This is a genomic window from Achromobacter animicus (genome assembly GCF_902859585.1).
Lineage (GTDB): Bacteria > Pseudomonadota > Gammaproteobacteria > Burkholderiales > Burkholderiaceae_B > Achromobacter > Achromobacter animicus.
The window spans coordinates 340,736-362,746 of record NZ_CADIJM010000005.1 but is presented as its reverse complement, the minus strand read 5'-3'; the positions used below and the strand labels follow the sequence as shown (position 1 = coordinate 362,746).

At 65.9% G+C, this 22,011-nt stretch carries 22 protein-coding genes; 7 read left to right on the top strand and 15 right to left on the bottom strand.

Features of this window, described 5'->3' with window-relative positions; all coding sequences use genetic code 11:
- Window positions 1-23: 23 nt before the first annotated feature.
- From HV681_RS15875 to HV681_RS15865, 3 genes are read right to left on the bottom strand one after another with little or no spacing between them, the layout of a single operon-like run.
- Window positions 24-1,205: an acetyl-CoA C-acetyltransferase gene (locus tag HV681_RS15875; RefSeq protein WP_175123960.1), complete on the bottom strand. Its 1,182-nt coding sequence runs from the start codon at window positions 1,203-1,205 to the stop codon at window positions 24-26.
- Window positions 1,206-1,240: 35 nt separating this feature from the next.
- Entirely contained in the window at window positions 1,241-3,133 is a 1,893-nt protein-coding gene (gene aceK / locus HV681_RS15870; protein ID WP_175123959.1) for a bifunctional isocitrate dehydrogenase kinase/phosphatase, read from the bottom strand.
- Window positions 3,134-3,155: 22 nt separating this feature from the next.
- On the bottom strand, window positions 3,156-4,334 hold the full coding sequence (locus HV681_RS15865; protein ID WP_056327730.1) for an isovaleryl-CoA dehydrogenase: 1,179 nt from the start codon (window positions 4,332-4,334) through the stop codon (window positions 3,156-3,158).
- Window positions 4,335-4,582: 248 nt separating this feature from the next.
- Between HV681_RS15865 and HV681_RS15860 the strand changes: the two genes are divergently transcribed.
- On the top strand, window positions 4,583-5,758 hold the full coding sequence (locus tag HV681_RS15860; protein WP_082578974.1) for a M20 aminoacylase family protein: 1,176 nt from the start codon (window positions 4,583-4,585) through the stop codon (window positions 5,756-5,758).
- Between the two features lie 58 nt (window positions 5,759-5,816).
- Window positions 5,817-6,788, top strand: a complete 972-nt coding sequence (locus HV681_RS15855; protein ID WP_175123958.1) for a Bug family tripartite tricarboxylate transporter substrate binding protein — start codon at window positions 5,817-5,819, stop codon at window positions 6,786-6,788.
- A gap of 155 nt (window positions 6,789-6,943) precedes the next feature.
- On the opposite strand, the gene HV681_RS15850 is transcribed toward HV681_RS15855, so the two are convergent.
- On the bottom strand, window positions 6,944-7,276 hold the full coding sequence (locus HV681_RS15850; protein ID WP_175123957.1) for a YnfA family protein: 333 nt from the start codon (window positions 7,274-7,276) through the stop codon (window positions 6,944-6,946).
- A gap of 5 nt (window positions 7,277-7,281) precedes the next feature.
- Window positions 7,282-7,662 (bottom strand): MerR family transcriptional regulator, encoded by a 381-nt coding sequence (locus HV681_RS15845; RefSeq protein WP_175123956.1) that lies wholly within the window; start codon window positions 7,660-7,662, stop codon window positions 7,282-7,284.
- A gap of 73 nt (window positions 7,663-7,735) precedes the next feature.
- On the opposite strand from HV681_RS15845, the gene HV681_RS15840 reads away from it, so the two are divergent.
- Window positions 7,736-8,803, top strand: coding sequence for an MBL fold metallo-hydrolase (locus HV681_RS15840; RefSeq protein WP_175123955.1), 1,068 nt, complete (start codon window positions 7,736-7,738; stop codon window positions 8,801-8,803).
- A gap of 115 nt (window positions 8,804-8,918) precedes the next feature.
- Here HV681_RS15840 and HV681_RS15835 read toward each other — a convergent pair whose 3' ends face one another.
- A complete protein-coding gene (locus tag HV681_RS15835) occupies window positions 8,919-9,545 on the bottom strand; it encodes a LysE family translocator (protein WP_175123954.1) in 627 nt (208 codons plus the stop codon).
- 105 nt (window positions 9,546-9,650) lie between these two features.
- Between HV681_RS15835 and HV681_RS15830 the strand changes: the two genes are divergently transcribed.
- Both HV681_RS15830 and metC read left to right on the top strand, forming a co-directional pair.
- Window positions 9,651-10,370 (top strand): nitroreductase, encoded by a 720-nt coding sequence (locus HV681_RS15830; protein ID WP_175123953.1) that lies wholly within the window; start codon window positions 9,651-9,653, stop codon window positions 10,368-10,370.
- A gap of 58 nt (window positions 10,371-10,428) precedes the next feature.
- Window positions 10,429-11,622: a cystathionine beta-lyase gene (gene metC, locus HV681_RS15825; RefSeq protein WP_175123952.1), complete on the top strand. Its 1,194-nt coding sequence runs from the start codon at window positions 10,429-10,431 to the stop codon at window positions 11,620-11,622.
- A gap of 82 nt (window positions 11,623-11,704) precedes the next feature.
- Here the strand turns inward: metC and HV681_RS15820 are convergent, their stop codons facing one another.
- The 3 genes from HV681_RS15820 to argS form a co-directional block, all read right to left on the bottom strand.
- Complete coding sequence (locus tag HV681_RS15820; protein ID WP_056565750.1) at window positions 11,705-12,337, bottom strand: thiol:disulfide interchange protein DsbA/DsbL; 633 nt, start codon at window positions 12,335-12,337, stop codon at window positions 11,705-11,707.
- A gap of 79 nt (window positions 12,338-12,416) precedes the next feature.
- Window positions 12,417-13,133 (bottom strand): SPOR domain-containing protein, encoded by a 717-nt coding sequence (locus HV681_RS15815; RefSeq protein WP_175123951.1) that lies wholly within the window; start codon window positions 13,131-13,133, stop codon window positions 12,417-12,419.
- 9 nt (window positions 13,134-13,142) lie between these two features.
- A complete protein-coding gene (gene argS, locus HV681_RS15810; protein WP_175123950.1) occupies window positions 13,143-14,828 on the bottom strand; it encodes an arginine--tRNA ligase in 1,686 nt (561 codons plus the stop codon).
- 270 nt (window positions 14,829-15,098) lie between these two features.
- On the opposite strand from argS, the gene HV681_RS15805 reads away from it, so the two are divergent.
- Together HV681_RS15805 and HV681_RS15800 are read left to right on the top strand one after the other, a co-directional pair.
- A complete protein-coding gene (locus tag HV681_RS15805; RefSeq protein ID WP_175123949.1) occupies window positions 15,099-15,446 on the top strand; it encodes a DUF1840 domain-containing protein in 348 nt (115 codons plus the stop codon).
- A gap of 83 nt (window positions 15,447-15,529) precedes the next feature.
- Window positions 15,530-15,847, top strand: a complete 318-nt coding sequence (locus tag HV681_RS15800; protein ID WP_175123948.1) for a hypothetical protein — start codon at window positions 15,530-15,532, stop codon at window positions 15,845-15,847.
- Window positions 15,848-15,953: 106 nt separating this feature from the next.
- On the opposite strand, the gene HV681_RS15795 is transcribed toward HV681_RS15800, so the two are convergent.
- The 6 genes from HV681_RS15795 to HV681_RS15770 form a co-directional block, all read right to left on the bottom strand.
- Window positions 15,954-16,754 carry a carbohydrate ABC transporter permease gene (locus tag HV681_RS15795; protein WP_076518055.1) on the bottom strand — a complete coding sequence of 267 codons (801 nt, stop codon included), beginning with the start codon at window positions 16,752-16,754 and terminating at the stop codon, window positions 15,954-15,956.
- Window positions 16,751-17,626 (bottom strand): carbohydrate ABC transporter permease, encoded by an 876-nt coding sequence (locus tag HV681_RS15790; protein WP_056565734.1) that lies wholly within the window; start codon window positions 17,624-17,626, stop codon window positions 16,751-16,753. Before HV681_RS15790 ends, HV681_RS15795 begins: the two co-directional genes overlap by 4 nt.
- 16 nt (window positions 17,627-17,642) lie before the next feature.
- Window positions 17,643-18,938, bottom strand: coding sequence for an ABC transporter substrate-binding protein (locus HV681_RS15785; protein ID WP_175123947.1), 1,296 nt, complete (start codon window positions 18,936-18,938; stop codon window positions 17,643-17,645).
- A 34-nt stretch (window positions 18,939-18,972) separates the two neighbouring features.
- On the bottom strand, window positions 18,973-20,028 hold the full coding sequence (locus HV681_RS15780) for an ABC transporter ATP-binding protein (RefSeq protein ID WP_175123946.1): 1,056 nt from the start codon (window positions 20,026-20,028) through the stop codon (window positions 18,973-18,975).
- Between the two features lie 115 nt (window positions 20,029-20,143).
- A complete protein-coding gene (locus HV681_RS15775; RefSeq protein ID WP_175123945.1) occupies window positions 20,144-20,941 on the bottom strand; it encodes a phosphodiesterase in 798 nt (265 codons plus the stop codon).
- Between the two features lie 37 nt (window positions 20,942-20,978).
- A complete protein-coding gene (locus tag HV681_RS15770) occupies window positions 20,979-21,992 on the bottom strand; it encodes a LacI family DNA-binding transcriptional regulator (RefSeq protein ID WP_175123944.1) in 1,014 nt (337 codons plus the stop codon).
- Window positions 21,993-22,011: the final 19 nt, after the last annotated feature.

Genomic DNA, 22,011 nt, shown 5'->3' with positions numbered 1-22,011 from the left:
CCCTTCCCGGAGCAGGCAGACGCTTAGACCATTTCGATGGCCATCGCGACGGCTTCGCCGCCGCCGATGCACAGCGTGGCCACGCCGCGCTTGCCGCCGGTCTTGCGCAGCGCGCCGATCAGGGTGGCCATCAGGCGCGCGCCCGAAGCGCCGATCGGGTGGCCCAGCGCGGTGGCGCCGCCGTGGATGTTGACCTTGTCATGCGGGAGCTTGAAGTCGGTCATGGCGGCCATGGTGACCACCGCGAAGGCTTCGTTGATCTCGTACAGGTCCACGTCCTCGGCCGTCCAGCCGGTCTTCTTGAACAGGTTCTTCAGCGCGCCGACGGGGGCGGTGGTGAACCAGTTGGGTTCCTGCGAGTGCTGCGAGTGCGCGACGATGCGGGCCAGCGGTTTGACGCCGAGCTTTTCGGCGGTGGACGCGCGCATCAGCACCATGGCGGCGGCGCCGTCGGAGATCGACGACGAGTTCGCGGCGGTGACCGTGCCGTCTTTCTTGAAGGCGGGCTTGAGCGTCGGGATCTTTTCCGGCATGGCCTTGGTGGGGGCTTCGTCGGTGTCGACCACGGTATCGCCCTTGCGGCCCGCCACGGTGACGGGCGCGATTTCCCACTTGAAGCTGCCGTCTTCCGAAGCGGCACGCGCGCGGCGCAGCGATTCCAGCGAGAACGCGTCCTGCTGTTCGCGCGTGAACGAGTACTTGGCGGCGCAGTCTTCGGCGAAGACGCCCATGGCCTTGCCCTTGTCGTACGCGTCTTCCAGGCCATCCAGCGCCATGTGGTCGTACACGGTGTTGTGGCCGTAGCGGTAGCCCTGGCGGCCCTTGAGCAGCAGGTACGGCGCGTTGCTCATGCTTTCCTGGCCGCCGGCGACGACGATCTCGGCGCTGCCCGAGGCCAGCAGGTCGTGGCCGAACATCGCGGCCTTCAGGCCCGAGCCGCAGACTTTGTGAATGGTGGTGCACGCCACGCCCAGCGGCAGGCCGGCGCCCAGCGCGGCCTGGCGGGCAGGCGCCTGGCCCTGGCCGGCTTGCAGCACGTTGCCCATGATGACTTCGTCGACCTGCTCGGGCTTGATGCCGGCGCGTTCGACGGCGGCCTTGATGGCGACCGAGCCCAGCTCGTGCGCGGCCAGGCCGGACAGGTTGCCCAGCATGCCGCCCATGGGCGTGCGGGCGACGGAAACGATGACGATGGGATCTGACATGACTTGCTCCTGTGAGGGTCGGGACAGCGATTGGGTTACAACACCGCGTTGCCGTTTGAAGGGCGGTCTGCACGCAGGCGTCTGTCCTTATCGTAAGGGAAAAATTCTTCGATCCGGCCTTGCGCCACATGGGCGCGGCAGGCCTGCCACCAGTCCGGTTCCAGGAGGTCGGCATGGTGACGCATGAAGGCGCCGCGCACGCGCGCGTCGCCCAGCAGGAAGCGGCCGAATTCCTCGGGGAAGACGTCGTTCGGGCCGATGGCGTACCAGGGTCCGGAAGCCATCTCCGCTTCTTCGTTCGGGGCCGGCGGGATGCGCCGGAAGTTCATCTCGGTCATGCGCTGGATTTCGTCGTAGTCATAAAAGACGACGCGGCCCAGGCGCGTGACGCCGAAATTCTTGTAAAGCATGTCGCCGGGGAAGATGTTGGCCGCGGCCAGTTGCCGGATGGCGTCCCCGTATTCGCGCACGGCGTGGTCCAGCAGCGCGTCCGGCGCCTGCTGCAGATACAGGTTCAGCGGCGTCATCCGGCGTTCGATGTAGACGTGGCGGATGACGACGGTGTCGCCGGTTTCCTCGATAAGGCTGGGCACCAGGCGCCGCAGTTCGTCCAGCAGCGCGGGCGCAAAGCGGGCGCGCGGCAGGGCCACCTGCGAATATTCCCAGGTGTCGGCCATGCGGCCGACGCGGTCGTGCAGCTTGACCATCTGGTACTTGCGCCGCACGGTGGCGTGATCCATGCCGTCCTTGTCGATACGGTCCTTGATGAGCTTGAACACGTACGGGTAGGACGGCAACGTGAACACGCACATCACCATGCCCTTGATGCCGGGCGCGATGTCGAAGGCGTCGCGCGAGTGGGCCAGGTGATGCAGGAAGTCGCGGTAGAACAGCGTCTTGCCCTGCTTTTGCAGGCCGATCATGGTGTAGAGCTCGGCCTTGGGCTTGCGCGGCAACAGGCTCGACAGAAAATTCACCACCGCCGCGGGCGTTTCCATGTCCACCAGGAAATACGCGCGGGTAAAGCTGAACAGCGTGCTCAGGTCGTCCGCGCCCAGCAGCAGCGCGTCCAGCGTCACCTGCCCGGCCGGATTGCGCGTCAGCGCGATGGCAAAGGGATAGACGGTAGTCTGGTTGATCAGGCGGCCGACGATGTAGGCGCCCTTGTTGCGAAAGAACAGCGATCCCAGCGCATGAAGCTGGCAGTCGGTGGCGATGCGCCGGCCGACGTGGCGCGGCAGCACCGCGCGCAGCTTGGAGACGGCGGCGCGCGCCAGCAGGCGGGTGTCGCGCGGCAGGTCTTCAAAAGGCAGCGCCAGACCGAAGTCGGCCACCATGCGGATCAGGCTTTTTTCCAGGCCGTCGGTCACCGGGTAGTACACGCGGTAGGAAGGCACGCTGCTGTCCAGGTAGTCGGTGGCGACCGCCGGCCTGACGAACAGGAAATCGTTGTGGAAGTAATCGCGGTGCAGCAGACGGCACGAGACCGAGTTGAAGAAGGTCTCGGCGCATTCGGGCTGGCGGTGTTCGCCCAAGAGGCCGACGAACTCCTGCTTGATCTGCTGCCAGTACGCCGTCTGCGCGTCGGTCAGGGACGGGGCGGCGGCGCCGTTGCCGTTCTTGGCGGCGTACTCGGCGCCGTTGCCCATGCCGCCGACCGCACCCTCTGGCCGCCCGCGCAGCACGCCTTCCAGTTGCGTGGCGCATTCGCGCACGCGCATGTCGTAGTACTCGATGCGTTCACGCGACAGGTGCTGGATGCCGTGCCAGTCGCCGGATTCGAACAGCGCCTTGGCGCGCTGCGCGCTGTAGCGAAACAGCGCGTAGTGCCGGTCAAAGCCGGCCAGGATCAGGCGCGCGACGTCCAGCGGCGAGGGGCCCGGGGCGGGAGCCTGCTCGATGTGCTGGATGTCGGACGTGCGGATCATGGCGAGGGCTGTGGATAAGGCGTCAGGCGGTTTCGTTGAAGAGTTCGCGGCCGATCAGCATGCGCCGGATTTCGCTGGTGCCGGCGCCAATTTCGTACAGCTTGGCGTCGCGCCACAGGCGGCCGACCGGGTATTCGTTGATGTAGCCGTTGCCACCCAGGATCTGCACGCCCTCGCCCGCCATCCAGGTGGCTTTTTCGGCGGTGTACAGAATGAGCGCGGCGCAGTCCTTGCGCACCTGGCGCACGTGGTCGGACCCCAGTTTGTCCAGGTTCTTGCCGACCTGATAGCAGAAGGCGCGGCTGGCTTGCAGCGTGGTGTACAGGTCTGCGACCTTGCCCTGGATGAGCTGGAATTCGCCGATGGCCTGGCCGAACTGCTTGCGGTCATGGATGTAGGGCACCACCACGTCCATCACGGCCTGCATGATGCCCAGCGGGCCGCCGGACAGCACGGCGCGTTCGTAGTCCAGGCCGCTCATCAGGACCTTCACGCCGCCGTTGACCTGGCCCAGCACGTTTTCCTCGGGGATCTCGCAGTCCTGGAACACCAGCTCGCCGGTGTGGCTGCCGCGCATGCCCAGCTTGTCCAGCTTCTGCGCCACGGAAAAGCCTTTGAAGCCCTTTTCGACGAGAAAGGCGGTGATGCCGCGCTGGTGGGCCTCGGGGTCGGTCTTGGCGTAGACGACGAGGGTGTCGGCGTCCGGGCCATTGGTGATCCACATTTTGGTGCCGTTCAGCACGTAGCGGTCGCCCTTTTTGTCGGCGCGCAGCTTCATGCTGACGACGTCGGAGCCTGCGCCCGGTTCGCTCATGGCCAGCGCGCCCACGTGTTCGCCGGAGATCAGCTTGGGCAGGTACTTGGCCTTCTGGGCGGCGGTGCCGTTGCGGTTGATCTGGTTCACGCACAGGTTCGAGTGCGCGCCGTACGACAGGCCAATGGAGGCGCTGGCGCGGGAGATTTCCTCCATGACGACCATGTGGGCCAGGTAGCCCATGTTGGCGCCGCCGTATTCCTCGTCGGCGGTCATGCCCAGCACGCCGAGGTCACCGAATTTGCGCCACAGGTCCATGGGGAATTGGTCGCTGCGATCGACTTCCGCGGCGCGCGGCGCAATCTCGGCCTGCGCGAAATTGCGTACGGCGTCGCGCAGCATGTCCAGGTCTTCGCCCAGGTCGAAGTTCAGGCCGGGAAGATTCATCAGTGTCTCCGTGATAGTAGGTGCTTACATTCATGAACCTGCGCGGACGTGTCTTGGCCGCCGTCGCGGGGGTGATCCATGATGCGCCGTTCATCCGGCGCTGCGCAATGATGCAGTGCAAATATTACGTTTACGTAAACGTAAATTGGATGAGGGTTATCCCTAGCGCGTTGCGCACCGCTGCGACAGGGACGATGGGCAATACTTGATATGACCCTTTAATCCTGAAATATCCGACGGAGTCAGCTGTGCTCGAACTTTCCAATCTGGACGACATCGTGGCGTTGCGCCGTGACATTCATATGCACCCGGAGCTTTGCTACGAAGAGCACCGCACGGCCAAGGTGGTGGCCGACACGCTGCGCGGCTGGGGCATCGAAACGCATACGGGCATCGCCAAGACGGGCGTGGTCGGCGTGATCAAGCGGGGCACGTCGGACCGGGCCATCATGCTGCGCGCCGACATGGATGCGCTGCCCATGCAGGAAGAAAACCAGTTCGAGCACCGCTCTCGCCACGACGGCAAGATGCACGGCTGCGGCCACGACGGTCACACCGCGATGCTGCTGGCTGCGGCGCAGCATTTGCAGACGGCGGGCGGCTTCGACGGCACGGTGTACCTGTGCTTTCAGCCGGCCGAGGAAGGCGGTGCGGGCGGCCGGGCGATGATCCAGGATGGCCTGTTCACGCGCTTTCCGTGCGAGGCCGTGTTTGGCATGCATAACTGGCCGGGATTGCCGGCCGGCGCGTTCGGCGTCTGTGCCGGTCCCATGATGGCGGCGGCCAACGGCTTCAAGATCACGGTCAAGGGCAAGGGCGGCCACGCCGCCGCGCCGCAGGACTGCAACGACCCGGTGCCAGCGCTCTTTGCCATCGGCCAGTCGCTGCAGACGATCCTGACGCGCAGCAAGCGTCCGCTGGATGCGGCGGTGCTGTCGATTACGCAGGTTCAGGCGGGCGGCAGCGTCATCAACGTGATTCCCAATACCGCGTGGCTGGGCGGGTCGGTGCGCGCGTACAGCACCGATGTGGTGGATTTGATCGAGCGGCGCATGCAGGAGATCGCGCCCAGCATCGCCGCGGCGCATGGCTGCGAGGCCGAGGTGTACTTCGAGCGCCGTTACCCGGCGCTGGTCAACACCGTGGCCGAAACGGAATTCTGCATGGGCGTGATGCGCGAGGTCGTGGGCGAGGATCGCGCGCTGACCATCGAACCGGCGATGGCGTCGGAAGACTTTGCCTTCCTGCTGCAGGAAAAGCCGGGGTGCTACGTGTTCCTGGGCAACGGCGATGGCGAGCATCGCATGGCGGGCCACGGCCTGGGCCCGTGCATGCTGCACAACGCCAGCTATGACTTCAATGATTCCTTGATTCCGGCGGGGGCGTCGTACTGGGTTCGCCTGGCGCAACGCTACCTTGCCTGATGTGCTTTACCGCAATCCGTTTCACCCACGCAGTGCTACGCAACATCACCAGGACGATATGAAAAAGAAGACGTTGTTCATCAAGGCCGCGGGGGCGGCCCTGGCATTCATGGCAAGCGGCGCGATGGCGCAGACCTGGCCGGCCAAGCCGGTCACCGTGGTCGTGCCGTACACGGCCGGCGGCAGCGCCGATGCGATCGCACGCCGCCTGGGCGATGCGCTGCGCAAGGAAGCCAACATCACGGTCATCGTGGAAAACAAGCCGGGCGCGGGCGCCTCGGTGGGCACGGACTACGTGGCGCGCGCGCAGCCGGACGGCACCACGCTGCTCTTGGCCTCGACCAGCCCGTTGACCATCTTCCCGCATCTGGCCAAGACCAACTATGACCCGATGAAGGACCTGACGCCGGTGGCCAGCGTGGCCGTGGCGCCGGTGGCCATCGTGGCGACCAAGGCGTTGCCGGTGAAGGATTTTGCGGGCCTCGTGGAATACGCCAAGTCGCATCCCGAAGGCGTGCGCTACGGCACGCCGGGCCAGGGCACGGTCGCGCACATCGGCATGGCGGCGGTCACCGCGCAGACCGGCACCAAGATGCTGCACGTGCCGTATCGCGGCAACAGTCAGGCGCTGACCGACGGCCTGGGCGGCGTGGTGGAGCTGCTGGTGGTCAACAGCGACGTCGTGCTGCCGCACGTGGCCAACGGCGCGCTCAAGCCGCTGGCGGTGATGGCGCCGCAACGTCTGGCCGCGTGGCCCGACGTGCCGACGATGGCCGAGCTGAAGCTGCCGCAGGCGCAGTACTACTCGAACTTCGGCATCTTCGCGCCGGCCAATCTGCCGCCCACGGTGGCGCAGCCGTTGCAGGCAGCGTTGACCAAGGCGGTGGCCAGCGCCGAGTTCCAGGAACTGCTGGCCAAGTCGTTCCTGCAGCCGGGTACGGCATCGGGCGAGGCGTTTGCCAAGCAGGTGCAAGCCGAGTTCACGAACAACGCCCGCATCATCAAGGAAAGCAATATCAAGGCGGAGTGACCGGCGGTTTGTGATGGCCATTGAGCGTGGCGGCGGTCGATCCGCCGCGCGAGATGCGCCGAGACGCAGCCTGCGTCAAAAGACCGGCACCAATGCAAAGCGCGCGGCCCGTCACGGGAACGCGCGCTTTTTTCTTGCCCGTCCGGCAGGCCGGTTCAGGTTCCGCGCGGCCCGAACATGATCACCAGCATGCCGGCCAGGCACAGGCCCACGCCGATCCAGTCGCTCGCGCTGGGCCGCACGCCATCGACCGCCCACAGCCACAGAAGCGCCATGCCGATATACACGCCGCCGTACGCGGCATAGACGCGGCCGGACGCCGTCGGGTGAAGCGTCAACAGCCACGCGAACAGCGCCAGGCTCAGCGCGGCGGGCGCAAGCAGCCAGATGGAGTGGCCCTTGCGCAGCCACAGATAGGGCAGATAGCAGCCGATGATCTCGGCCAGAGCGGTCAGGACGAAAAGCCCGATGGTTTGAAAAACGGCCATGCGGACTACGGCTTCTGCGCCAACAGGACGCGGCACTGGCGTTCCTGCTCGCTGATTTCCTGAAGGGTATCGTCGATGTCGCGACGCTGCTGCTCGAGCGTGACGCGATGCTGTTCCAGCACGGACAGATACTGGCGCAACTGCACCTCGGTGTCGCCGGGTCCGTCGTACATGTCGATCAGCGTCAGGATCTCGGACAGTTGCAGGCCCAGCCGCTTTCCGCGAAGGGCCAGTTTCAGGCGCGTGCGGTCGCGCGGTCCGAAGATGCGGTTGCGGCCCTCGCGCGCCGGGCTGACGATCCCCTGGTCTTCGTAGAAGCGGATCGTGCGGGGCGTGACGTCGAACTCGCGGGCGAGCTCGGAGATGGTCCAGGTTGACGGGGACATGCGACGTGTGGCAGTTTACGTAAACGTAAATTATGATGACTTGACGTGATCGTCAAGCGTGGAGCGAGAGGCAATGAACCCCAACGAACAGAAGCTTCAGTATCCCTGGGCCGATTTCCAGCCCGAGGCCGGCCGCGCGCATGCGGTGGCGGAGGGCGTCAAATGGATCCGGATGCCGCTGCCGTTCGCGCTGGATCATATCAACCTCTGGCTGCTGCGCGACAACATCGACGGCCAGGAGGGCTGGACGGTCGTTGACTGCGGTATTTCGCGCGACGAAGTGAAGACGCTGTGGGAAGACGTGTTCAAGAACGAACTGGACGGCCTGCCCGTGCTGCGGGTGCTGGTCACCCACATGCATCCGGACCACATCGGTCTGGCCTACTGGCTGTGCGAGCGCTGGAACGCGCGGCTGTGGATGACGATGACGGACTACATGGTGGCGTCGCTGTGGTCGTCGCGTCGCACGGATGCCGGCGCGGGTCCGGGCGGCCAATCGGCGGTCGAGCACTTCGCCCGGCACGGCCTGACGGACCCGGACGCGCAGGAACAGATCCGCCAGCGCGCCAGCTATTTCCCCAACCTGGTGCCTGCCGTCCCGTCGCGCTATACGCGCATCATGGACGGCGATCAGGTGCGCATCGGCGGGCGCGATTGGCGCGTCATCGTGGGCTACGGTCATGCGCCGGAACACGCGTCGCTGTTCTCGCCCGACCTGGGCGTGCTGATTTCCGGCGACATGGTGCTGCCGCGCATTTCCACCAACGTCAGCGTGTTCGATTACGAACCTGACGCGAATCCCCTGCCTTTGTATCTGCGGTCGCTCCATGGCTATGACGGCCTGCCCCGCGACACGCTGGTGCTGCCGTCGCACGGCCGCCCGTTCAAGGGGCTGCATGAGCGCATTACTCAGCAGCACGAGCATCATCGTGATCGGCTGTCCGAGGTGCTGGAAGCCTGTGCCGTGAAGCCGCAATCGACATCCGACATCGTGCCGGTGCTGTTCAAGCGCAAGCTGGATCTGCACCAGCTGACGTTCGCGATGGGCGAGGCGCTGGCGCATCTGCATGCGTTGTACTTCGAAGGCAAGCTGACGCGTGTGCAGGATGCCGATGGCATCGTGCGGTTCAAGGCGGTTTGATTGGCATGGTGGGCGGCTGGGGGATGCGAGCGTCGCTGCTCGTGTCCGGCTGCCGGTGTCCCGCTGATCGCGTGCCGCCGCTGGTGATCAGTGCCAGCGCGACGATTAGCGGTGTCTAGCGGGAAGCCGTCGCCAGCCTGACCGCCAGCCCGACGAACACCAGCGCGGCAATGCGATTCAACCAGCGCTTGGCCGTGACCGAACGCTGCAGCAATTCCCCGAACGCACCCGAGAAGAATGCGATCGCCCCGAACACCAGCAGCGTCGACACGATGAACACCGCGCCCAGTTGCATGGTCTGCAATCCGACCGGCCCGAGCCGCGGAGACGTGAACTGCGGCAGGAAGGCGAAGAAGAACAGCAGCACTTTCGGATTGGTAAGGTTCATGACGATGCCGCGGCGGTACAACGCGCCGGGCCGCATGGGTTCGGGACGTTTGCCGTCTTCGGATTCGACGGGGGCGCGCAGGATCTGCCAAGCCAGATACGCCAGATAGGCCGCGCCCGCCAGCTTTAGCACCGTAAACGCCACGGGCGACGCGGCAAATACTGCGGCCAAGCCAACCGCAACCGCCGCCGTGTGTCCCAGCAGTCCCGTGCACAACCCGAGCACCACGAACATGCCCGCCTTGCGTCCCCAGATGGCGGACTGCATCAGCACAAATAGGTTGTCCGGCCCCGGCGTCAGCGCCAGCAGCACGGCAATGCCAAAGAATGCGATGAGGGTGTCGAGGGGCAGCATGGAGTCTCTTCGGTAACAGAGCAGCGGATGCGACGGGCGGGACGGTGGCGGACAGCAAGTGGCATGATAAGGGCAAAGCCGACCACGACAGGAGACAGACCGATCATGACCGTTGCCGCTCAGAACGCCAATAACACCGATAACGCCAACAACGCCCTGCCCGATACCGCGCTCGAGGACTGGCTGCTTGCCCGCCACAGCTGCCGCGCCTTTCTGCCGAAGCCTGTGCCTCGCGTGACCGTCGAACGCATATTGACGCTGGCGCAGCGCACGGCGTCCTGGTGCAACTGCCAGCCGTGGCAGGTGGCGATCACTGAAGGCGACGGCACGCGGCGCCTGCGCGATGCACTGGAGCGCCGCGCGCAGGTCGAGGGTTTCACGCCCGACTTTCCGTTCCCGCGCGAATACCGGGACGAATACCTGGCCCGCCGCCGCGAGTCCGGTTTCCAGCTGTACGGCGCCGTCGGCGTGCCGCGCGGCGACCGCGAGGCCTACCGGCGCCAGGAGATGCGCAACTTCGCGCTCTTTGACGCGCCGCACGTCGCGATCATCACGATCGACGAGGCGCTGGGCGAGTACGGCGCGATGGACTGCGGCGGCTATGTCGCCAACTTCCTGCTCGCCGCCCAGGCCAACGGCGTCGCAACCGTGGCGCAAGCCTCGCTGGCGATGTATCCCGAGGTCTTGCGTGAAGTGCTGGGCATCGCGCCCGGCCGGCGCGTAGTCTGCGGCATCTCGTTCGGCTTCGAAGACACGGCGCATCCGGCCAACAGCTATCGCACCCGGCGCGCGGATTTGTCCGAGACGGTCCAATGGATCGGCTGAAATTCCGGCCGCGTCCTGATATGGTTTGGTTTTCCAGGTTTTGACGCACCTCCACAAGATGCCTACCAAACACATCGATACGGTTCTCCAGCACGCGGGCACCGCCCCGTTCAACCCCGAGACCGGCACGGCGCCGGTGCCGCTGCCGCCCATGCGGGCCAGCACGGTGCGCTTTGCCAATATCGCCGCGCTGGAAAACGCGCAGCGCAGCAAGGCGGCTGGCGGCCGCGCGTCCACGTACGGGCGCATGGGCATGGACACCCATGCCGCGCTGGAAGAGGTCTTCACGCAGCTGGAAGGCGGCACGCATTGCTATCTGGCGTCCTCGGGGCTGTCGGCCATGACGATGGTGATGATGGCGCTGTGCTCGGCCGGCGACCATGCGCTGATCTCCGACAGCGTGTACGGCCCGATGCGCGAGCTGGACGATGCGGTGCTCAAGCGCATGAACATCGAGATCACGTACTTTGCCGCCGGCGAAGACGTCGATGCGCTGGTGCGGCCCAACACTAAGCTGCTGTATGTGGAATCGCCCGGCTCGCTGCTGTTCGAGATGCTGGACATGGGCGCCATGGCTGCCGTCGCGCAGCGCCACGGGCTGGTGCTGGCCACCGACAACACTTGGGGTTCCGGCTATATCTATCGGCCGCTGACGCTGGGCGCGCAGGTCTCGGTCATTGCCGGCACCAAGTACGTGGGCGGACACTCCGACCTGATGCTGGGCGCGGTGGTCACCAACGACGAAGGCATCGCCCGCAAGCTGAACCGCACGCAGTATGCGATGGGGTATTCGATCAGCGCCGACGACGCGTGGCTGGCGCTGCGCGGCGTGCGCACCATGCCCATCCGCATGGCGCAGCATGCGCGCCACGCGATGCAGGTGTGCGAGTTCCTGAATTCCCGTCCCGAAACCGTGCGCTTGTTCCATCCGGCCTGGCCCAAGGATCCCGGCCACGAATTGTGGAAACGCGATTGCACGGGTTCGAACGGCATGCTGTCGGCCGAACTGGCCCTGTCCCCGGCCGCCGCGCGCCGCTTTGTCGATGCGCTGACGCTCTTTGGCATCGGTTTCTCGTGGGGCGGCTATGAAAGCCTGGTGCAGCTCGTGTCGCCGAAGGATCTGTCCAAGCACGGCTATTGGGGCGAAGGCGAGAACCCGGTCGTACGCCTGCACATCGGGCTGGAGTCGCCCGAGGACATCATTGCGGACCTGACGCAGGCGTTTGAGCAGGCTGCGGCGGTCAAGGAATAGCCACGCGGCTGCGATACGCCTGAAGAAAAACGCCCCGGCCTGGAAAGGCTCGGGGCGTTTTCATTGCAGCGCTTGGCGCGGATTACTTCGCGCGCGCCATCGGAATCAGCGCGTTGACTTCCTTCAGCGCGCCTTCGTAGCTGTTGCCCGCCATGACCGGCGAGGTCATGAACTTGCCGCCCACGGCAAACGACGGGGTGCCTTCGATGCGATAGGCCTCGGCCAGCTGGTTGGCGCGTTGCACCTGCGTCTGCACGCTGAACGAATCGAACACCGAGTCGAACTTGGCGCGGTCCACGCCCTGGGTCGCAATCCATTCACCCATGGCCTTCTTGTCGAACAGGCGCTTGTGTTCGCCGTGGATGGCCGTGAAGACCTTGGGGTGCAGGTCGGGACGGTCCAGCGCCAGCAGCGTGTAGTACAGCTGCTGCAGCGGCTTCATGCCGGCATTGAAGGCGATGGGAACCTGCTTCAAGACGACGTCGGACGGCGCGGTCTTGGCCCAGTCTTCGACCATGGGTTCCATGGCGGCGCAGTGCGGGCAGGTGTAGGCGAAGAATTCCAGGACCTCGACCTTGCCCGGGGTGTCCGACGGCAGCGGCGGGTTGATCGGCACGTACTGCTGGGCGCCTTGCGCGTGGCTGGCCGGGCTGAAGAACGCCGTGGCGGTCAGCGCGGCGGCTGCCAGGATGCGGATGAGCTTGGGGGACAGCATGGGTGAGGTTCCTGAATAAAAGGCTACAGACAGGCCCGGGGCCGGATTAGTTCAATGCAAAACGATCCGCCGCGTAGCGCTATTGGCGCACCACGGCGGTTTCGATCTTGTTCTCGCCCAGGCGTCCGCGCGCCCGGTTCATGTCGTCCAGGCGGGCAAACGGACCGACCCGGACGCGGTTGATGGGCTTGCCGTTCAATTCCGCCTTCTGTACCGCGACCGGCAGACCCAAAAGGATGATGCGCGCCTTGAGCGATTCGGCGTCGTTCTCGCCGCGGAAGGCGCCGGCTTGCAGGTAGTACGTGCCGTTGGCGGCGGGCGCGGACGGTTTGGCGGATGCCGTCGCCGTGGGGGCGGCCTTGGAGATGGGCGTGGGCGTGGACGCCGTGGCGGGGGGCGCCGACGGCGCAGCAGCCGGCGCCCGGGAGGTGGGCAGCGTGGCGATCAGCGCGCCCAGGTCGTCCAGCTTGGCGGGCGTTTCATCGCCCTTGGACGGTGCGCCCGCACCCGGCAGCGGGGCCGGCGCGGTGGCGGTGGGACCGGTAGGCGGCGCGCCTGCAGCCCCGTCGCGGCCATACAGGCCGGCGTTGGGGTCCGGCGCCGAGCGTGGATCGGGCAGCTTGCCCGTATCGCCCTGGCGGCTGGCCCGGTCCACGAAGGGAACGGGCGCCTTGGTGACATAGAACGCGACGACGGCGGCGACGATCAGCCCGATCAGCAGACCGGCCAGCGCCCCGTACAGGGTGCTGCCGCTTTCGCCGGAGGAACGGCGGGTGGATTTGCGCTTGGTTGCCATGAACCGATGTTACATCCGCTCGGGCGCGGAAACGCCCAACAGCGCGAGGCCGTTGGCCAGCACCTGGCGGGTCGTGGCGGCCAGGCGCAAGCGGGCCAGCTTCACGGCGGTGTCGTCGACCAGCACGCGTTCGGCGTTGTACCAGCCGTGGAAGTCCGACGCGCAGTCGCGCAGCCAGAAGGCGATGTGGTGCGGCGACAGGTCCTGGGCGGCCAGCGCCACCACCTGGGGGAACTCGGCCAGGCGCTGCATCAGCGCGAATTCGGTCGGGGCCGTCAGCAGCGCGGCGTCGGCCTGGGCCACGTCGGCGGCGGGCATGCCCGCGTTGTTGATGACCGAGCAGATGCGCGCGTGGGCGTACTGGATGTAGTAGACGGGGTTCTCGTCGCTCTTGGACAGGGCCAGGTCCACGTCGAACACGAATTCCGTGTCGGCGCGGCGCTGGATCAGGAAGTAGCGGACGGCGTCGCGGCCGACCCAGTCGATCAGGTCGCGCATGGTGACGTAGCTGCCGGCGCGCTTGGAGATCTTGACCTCTTCGCCGCCGCGCATCACCTTGACCATCTTGTGCAGCACGTAGGACGGGTAGTCCTTCGGGATGCCCTCTTCCAGCGCCTGCAGGCCGGCGCGCACGCGAGCCACGGTGCCGTGGTGGTCGCTGCCCTGGATGTTCACGGCGCGATGGAAGCCGCGCTCCCATTTGGCCTTGTGGTAGGCCACGTCGGGGACGAAATAGGTGTAGCCGCCCTCGCTTTTGCGCATCACGCGATCTTTGTCGTCGCCCGTGCCCAGCTCGGTGGTGCGCAGCCACAGCGCGCCGCCTTCCTCGTAGGTATGGCCGCCGGCGATCAGCGCCTTGACCGTCGCTTCGACGCGGCCGGACGTGTAGAGCGAGCTTTCCAGGTAGTAATTGTCGAACGCCAGGCCGAAGGCCTGCAGGTCCAGGTCCTGCTCGCGGCGCAGGTAGGCCACGGCAAAGGCGCGGATGTCGTCCAGGTCGTCGATGTTGCCGGTGGCGGTGACGGGCTCGCCGTCGGACGCCTGGATGGTCTTGCCGTCCTGGAAGTCGCGGGCGATGTCGGCGATGTAGTCGCCCTTGTAGCCGTCTTCGGGCCAGTCGGGGGAATCGGTGGTCAGGCCGCGGGCGCGGGCCTGCACGCTGATCGCCAGGTTCTGGATCTGGTTGCCGGCGTCGTTGTAATAGAACTCGCGTGTGACGTCCCAGCCCACGGCGTCGTACAGACGGCACAGCGCGTCGCCCAGCGCGGCCTGGCGGGCATGGCCCACGTGCAGCGGACCGGTGGGGTTGGCCGACACGAATTCGACCAAAATCTTTTCGCCCAGGCGCGCGGCGCGGCCGTAGGCATCGCCCTGCTCAGCCACCGCGGCGATCACGGCCTGGCGGGCAGCCGGCGTGATGCGCAGGTTGATGAAGCCAGGACCGGCCACTTCAGCACTTTCGACCAGCGCGGCGGCGTCGGGATTGGCCATCACGGCGTCGACGATGCCCTGGGCCAGTTCGCGGGGATTGCGGCGGGCCGGCTTGGCCAGCTGCATGGCCACGTTGGTGGCGACGTCGCCATGGGCGGCAACCTTGGGGCGCTCCAGCAGCACGTTGGGCTGGGCGTCGGGCAGGCTCTGCGCGACGGCGGCCTGGATCAGGGAGATAAGCTGTTTTTGTTGCTCGAGGAGCATGGGCGTCTGGCGTGGTTCTGAGTGAGTGACGATGGCGGCACGGCGCTTGCGGCCTGCCGGCGATCCGCGCCGTGCCCGCAGGCTGGCTCGCGGTTCTGTCCGGCGGCGGCGGGCAAGCCGGCGCGCATGTGCCGGAAATCTGGGGGCCGGCGCGGCGCCTGCTGTCACGGGAAACCCCTGAATCATAGTTGATTTGGGGGCGCCAGTTGGCATCATGGGGGCGTTGGGGTAGTGTACGGAGCTAAGGTAATCAATGTAGGAGACCGGAATATGCTGATCACTTTTCACTCCAAGGTCGTGGCCGAAGTCCTGATGCTGACCGACCACGCGGGCGCCCTGTTGCAGGCGGCCGGCAAGCCGGTCGGCGACAAGATCCCCGAGCGCGGCGTCTTCACCGTGGAGCAGCTTGGACCGGCCATCAGCGGCATCGAACGCGCGATCGACGAGTACCAGCACGCCCACGAAAGCCCGGACGAGGACGACGAAGACAAGGCGCCCGTCGCCCCGATGGCGCGCGCGGTCGGTCTGAAGGAGCGTGCCTTCCCCCTGCTGGACATGATGCGCCAGTCGCAGGCCGCAGGCGCCGAGGTCACTTGGGAAGTCTCGCGGGGCTGGTAAGACTATGTCGCCCGACGGACAATCTGTCCGGCTTTTTTTGCCTACCCTGTTGGCCTGACGCCCTCTGACGGAGCCTTATTCCCATGCGCAGCGACATCACCATCGTTTTCGACTCCCGGCGTTCGCTGGACCTCTCCGCGAACGTCGAAACCTCCCCGCAACGCCAGGCCGATGCGCGCGACTGGTTTGACAGCGCCTGGGAAACCCTGGGCTGCGAGCCCCTGCGGCCCAGCGGCAAGGTCCTGTTGCTGGACAAGGTGCTGGGCGTGGCCGACGCGCTGGGCTACGACACGCTGTCCACCGACGAAAAGGAAGCCCGCGAGTTCGCCGAGCACCTGGCGTTGGCGCTGGAGCGTCCGCGCATCACCGTGGATCTGCCGGGCCTGACTGTCGGGTATTGAACGGCCGAACATCCCGCCACCCGTGAAAAACCCCGCCTGGGCGGGGTTTTTTGTGCGCTGCGTTTACGGCGGCGCGATGTGTGCGGCGCGCCGTGCTAACGGATTCCTACCGGATTCCCGCCCGCATGAACGACTGCACGAACTGGCGCTGGAACAGCAGGAACGCGATCAGCAGCGGCGCGGCCGACATCAGCGTCGCGGCGGTGATCACGGACCAGTCGATGCCCTGGTCGGTGGACGAGAACACCTGCAGGCCCACCGTCAGCGGCCGGGATTCCACCGAGTTGGTGATGATCAGCGGCCACAGGAAGTTGTTCCAGTGGTGGCTCACCGACACCAGCCCGTAAGCCACGTAGATCGGCTTGGCCAGCGGCACGTACACCTTCCAGAGCACCTGCAGCGCGTTCGCGCCTTCCATGCGGGCCGCCTCTTCCAGTTCGCGCGGAACCGTTTTGAAGGTCTGGCGCAACAGGAAGATGCCGAAGGCCGAGGCGAAGTACGGCAGTCCGATTGCAAACACCGTATCGCGTACGCCCAGAAGGCTCATCGACCGGTAGTTTTCCACCAGCAGCACGTCGGGCATGATCATCAGCTGCAGCAGCACCAGCATGAACACGAAATCGCGGCCGCGGAATTCGAAACGCGCGAACGCATAGCCCGCCAGCGTCGACAGCACCAGCTGCGCGGCCAGCACCATCGTGACCAGCACGAACGTGTTCAGGAAGTAGCGCGGAAACGGCGCTGCATTCCAGGCACGGACGAAGTTATCCAGCGTCAGCGGCGCGAAGAGATCGAAGCGGGTGGCGTAGGCCGGCGGATGAAACGCCGCCCACATCGCGTAGGCCAGCGGCAAAATCCACAACAGGCCCAGCGCCCATGCGCCCAGGGTATCGAGCTTGTCTTTCATTGGTAGTGCGTCCTGCGGTCCAGCCAGCGGAACTTGATCAGCGCGGTCAGCGCCAGCACCACCAGCAACACGACGGTCAGGGTCGCGGCGTAAGCCGTGTCCCAGAAGCTGAATCCCACCTGGTAGATGTAATAGAGCAGCAAGGTGCTGGCGTTGTCCGGTCCGCCGCGCGTCATCACGACCACGTGGTCGACCAGCCGGAACGCGTTGATCAGCGCATTGATCAGCACGAAAAGCGTGGTGGGCATCAGCAGCGGCCACAGGATGCGGCGGAAGTACTGCCAGCGCGAGGCGCCTTCCAGCATGGCCGCTTCACGCAGCGACGGCGACACCGTCTGCAGCGCGGCCAGATAGAAGATCATGAAAAAGCCGGCCTCTTTCCAGACGGTCACCAGCATCAGCGCGGGCAGCGCGGTCTCGCGGTTGCCCAGCCAGTTGGGACCCGGCGCGCCGAACCAGCCCATCACCTGCGCGATCAGCCCGTACTGCGGCGTGTAGAAGAACAGCCAGATGTTGGCGACTGCCACCATGGGCAGCACGGTCGGCGTGAAGTACGCCATGCGCAGGAACCCGCGCCCGGCGAGGTTGCGGTTGACCCATAGCGCCATGATCAGCGCGATGCCGATCGAGGTGGGAATGGTGCCCAGCGCAAACCACAGGTTGTTCCACAGCGACTGCCAGAACACGGGGTCGTCGCGCATGACCGCGTAGTTGTCCAGCCCGACGAAGCGGGCCGGGCGCGCGCCCTTTGGGGTGGAGAAAAAGCTGTGCCAAAGCGTCGCCACCGCCGGGTAATGCGTGAAGGCGGCGAGCAGCACGATGGCTGGCAGCAGAAGCAGCCAGCCATAAAGCGCATTCAAAGAGCGGCTCATCGTGCGTGCGGTCGGTTTACTTGTAGGAACGCAGTATGCGATCGGACTCGCGCTGCGCGTCGGTCAGGGCCTGCTGCGGGGTCTTCGAGCCCGTCAGCGCCGCCTGCAGGGCGTCGTTCAGGGTCTTGGTGACGCGCTGGTTCTCATGCGTCGAGAATTCCGCCACGCTGACTTCCAGCTGGTCGCGCGCGACCGTGGCGGCCGGCACTTCCTGCGCGTACTTCTTCATCTTCTCGGTTTCCCAGGCGGCCGGCGTCACGGCTACGTAGCCCGTAGCGATGCTCCAGTCGGCCGCGCGCTCGGGCGTGGTGGCCCACTGCGCGAACTTCAGCGCTGCGGCCTGCTGCTCCGGCGTGCCGCTCTTGAAGATGTAGAAGTTGCCGCCGCCCGTGGGGCTGCCACCGCGCTTTTGCTGCGGCATCATCGCCACGCCGAACGGGAAGTCCGCGTTCTTGCGGATGTTGGTCAGGTTGCCGGTGGTGGTCCACACCATCGCCGCCTTCTTTTCCAGGAAGTCCTTGGGCGTGGTACCCCAATCGATCGTGCCGGTCGGCATGATCTTGTGCTTGGCCGACAGGTCACGCCAGAACTGCGCGGCTTCGACCACCGCCGGCTTGTCCAGGTAGACCTCGTTGCCGGCTTCGTTCATCAGGATCGCGCCGTTGGGCGTGGTCAGCGCCTGGAACAGCCAGTACGCGAACGCGCCGCCCGACGGGATCTCGATGCCCCACTGCGTCGTGTTGCCCGAGGCGTCCTGCTTGGTCAGCTTCTTGCCGTAGTCGACCAGCTCGGCCCAGGTCTTGGGCGGCTTTTCGGGATCCAGGCCGGCGGCCTTGAAGAGATCCTTGTTGTAGTACATGACGATCGTCGAACGCTGGAACGGCACGCCCCAGGTGTGGCCGCCGGTGCGGCTGTTCTGCATGAAGGCGTCATAGAAGCCGCCCAGCCACTTCTTGTCGGCGTCGGTCTTGGCCAGGCTGTCGATCGAAACGATGGCGTCCTCGTCGATCAGCGTGAACATGTCGGTGGACAGCAGCACGGCCAGTTGCGGCGGGGTGCCGCCCTTGAGCGCGGTCAGCGCCTTGGCGATGGAGTCCTGATACGAACCGGCGTAGATCGGCTTGATCTTGATATTGGGATTTTCCTTCTGGAAATCCGTCACCATGTCGTCGACGATCTTGGTGATCGGGCCGCCGACGGCAACCGGGTAGTAGAACTCGACCTCGACGGGCTTGTTCTGCGCCTGCACAGGCAGAGACAGGCAGGCGGCGGCCAGGCTGGCGGCCAGGGTCTTGAGTACGATGCGTCGCATGGGATGTTCCTTTCCTGTGTGTGGGCTATTTTTTCTAGCGCCCGTCGGTGTTGATGACCGCCGAATCGGCGGCAAAGAAATGCTGTTGCCCGTCCGGCCAGGACAGGCGCAGCGACTCACCTGCGCTTGCGCGCAGATGGCCGCCGACCCGGACGGCCACGCCGCCCGTGTCGCCGATGCGGCACACCACGATGGAGTCCGCGCCGAAGTACTCCACGCTCTCGACGGTGGCCGCGATGCCGTCGCCGTCGATGCGTATATGTTCAGGCCGCACGCCCAGCTTCACGGCGCCCGCGGGCGCATTCGCGATGGCGGGACCCTGCGTGCCGGCGATCACCGTGGCGCCTGCTTGCGGCGTCAGGTTGATCAGGTTCATGGGCGGCGTGCCGATGAAGCGCGCCGCGAACTCGCTCGCCGGACGCGCATACAGGCCATCAGGCGTGTCGTGCTGTTCGATCTGGCCGCCGCGCAGCAGCACCACCTGATCGGCCATGCTCATGGCTTCGGTCTGATCATGCGTGACGTAGACCATGGTGATGCCCAGGCTCTGCTGCAATGCGCGGATCTCGCGGCGCATCTCGTGGCGCAGTTGGGCGTCCAGGTTGGAAAGGGGCTCGTCCATCAGGCAGACCGGCGCTTCGGAAATCACGGCGCGGCCCAGCGCCACGCGCTGCTGCTGGCCGCCGGACAGTTGCGACGGCTTGCGGTCCAGCAGGTGCGACAGGCCCAGCAGGTCGGCCACGCGCTTCAAGCGCCGGTCGAAGTCCTTTGCCGGTTCCTTGCGCACCTTCAGGCCGAACAGGATGTTCTCGCGCACCGACAGGTGCGGAAACAGCGCATACGACTGGAACACCATCGAGATGCGGCGCTTGGCCGGCGGCAGTTGCGTGACGTCGCGGTCGCCGATGCGGATGGTGCCCGACGTGGGCGTATCCAGGCCGGCGATCATGCGCAGCGTCGTCGACTTGCCGCAACCGGACGGACCCAGCAGAACGGTGAAGCTGCCGGCCGGAACCGTGAAGCTCACGCATTGGATCGCCGCCGCGCCGGCGTACTGTTTGGTGAGGTTATCCAGAACGATGGATGACATGCTGTCTCGAAGATCTAATTGTTAGATCCGCATTGTTGCCTGTTATGAAAACCTTTTCATTGTGCAGCGCAAACATGACGGATATGTGGCAATGCGCGGGTTCCCCGCGCCGGTTTCAACCAAATGGATACGGACCGGGGTAATCCCCGATGACGGCGTGATGTGTGACCAGGTTGCCGCCCTGCCACCAATGCAGCTGATAGCCGGGCGGTTCCATGATGTATTGCAGCGTCGGGCGCGGACCGAGTTCCAGCGCAAGCTGGTGCGCGGTGCCCGGACAGGTCGATGCGATCGTGCCGCCAAAGCGCTGGAAGATCGTGCGATGGAGGTGGCCGCACAGCACGCGTTCGACGTTGGGATAGCGCGCGACGATGCGTTCCAGTTCCGGTGCGCCGGCCAGCAGGCCGATGTCGTCCATGTGCTCGATGCCGGTCAGGAATGGCGGGTGGTGCATCAGGACCAGCGTGGGCCGGCCGGGCTGTTCGGCCAGGCGCTCTGCCAGCCAATCCAGGCGCGTCTGGCAGAGTTCGCCGTGGCTCTTCATCGGCACCACGGTGTCCAGCGCCAGCAGGCGCAGCGGATAGGTCTCGATGGCGTACTGCACGAACTGGCCGCCGTCCTGCAGATACGCGTGGTCCGGAAACGCGGCGCGCAACTGGGCGCGGTCGTCGTGATTGCCGGGCAGCAGGAAATACGGAATCTCCAGCGCCTGCAGATGTTCACGCAGCGTCTGGTATTCGATGGGCTTGCCCAGGTCTGTCAGGTCGCCTGTGATCAGCACGCAGTCGGGGCGCGGCGTCAGCGCGTTCAGGGCGCGCACCGCCGGCGCCAGAAACGCCGCCGGATCGATGATGCCGTAGGCCTTGTCTCCCGGGGTGCGCATGTGGAGGTCGGTGATTTGTGCGATGAGCATGGCGATCTGGAAGTTGTCTGAATGGTGGGGAGCGGGCTTAGCGGCGCACGGATGCCGCAGTGCCGCCGACGACGATGCAATGCGGCAGGCGGTTCGATTGCGGTGGCTGGCCATGAATCTGCGCCAGCAGGTTCGAGCACGCGGTCTGGCCGATGCCGTCGCTGGGTTGCGCGACGGTGGTCAGCGGCGGGGTCAGCAACGCGCCAAAGCGCATGCCGTCAAAGCCGCACACGGAGATGTCAGCGGGCACCGACAGCCCCAGTCCCACCAGGTCGGCGATGACGGCGGTGGCCAGCAGGTCGTTGGAACAGAAGAGCGCGGTGGGCGCCTGCTTGCCGCGAAGCGCGGCCTTCAGCGCGTCCACGTCGCTGCCGGTATGTGAACTCATGGAAATGTGCTGGATGGCATCGAGGCCCAGCTTCTTGGCGCTGGCGCGCGCGCCCATCAGGCGACGGCGCGCGCGGTCGGAGGCGGTCAGCGGGCCGGTCACCAGCGCTATGCGCTTGTGCCCCATCGCGGCCAGATGCGCCACCATGTCGCTTGCCGCGGCGCGATTGTCGACCGAGGCAAACGGATGATCGTTGGATTCGTTGTAGACCAGCACGTAAGGAATGCCGCTGCGGTCCAGGTCGTCCAGCGTGGCGCTCTTGCTGACGTCCGCCACGGTCAGGATGAGGCCATCGACCTGATGGTCGATCAGGCCCTGCACGGCCGCGGACTCCACGGCGGGGTCGTAGCCGGTGGCGGTCAGCATGACGCTGTAGCCCGACTCACGGGCGCGGCGTTCGGCGCCTTCGAAGCACTCGGCAAACACGGGATTCGATAGCGTGGGCAGGATCAACCCGATGGTGCGCGTGCTGCCCGAACGCAGGCTGCGGCCCACGCGGTTGGGCCGAAAGCCCGCGCGCTTGGCAATGTTGCGGATGTGCGCCAGCGTGTCGGGATGCACGATCTCCGGCTGGTTGAACGCGCGCGACACCGTCGCCGGCGACACTCCCGCCTTGCGAGCCACTTCGATGATGGAAAAGCGGGGCGACGGGCGCGTAGCCATTGATGGAATCGCTGCAAGT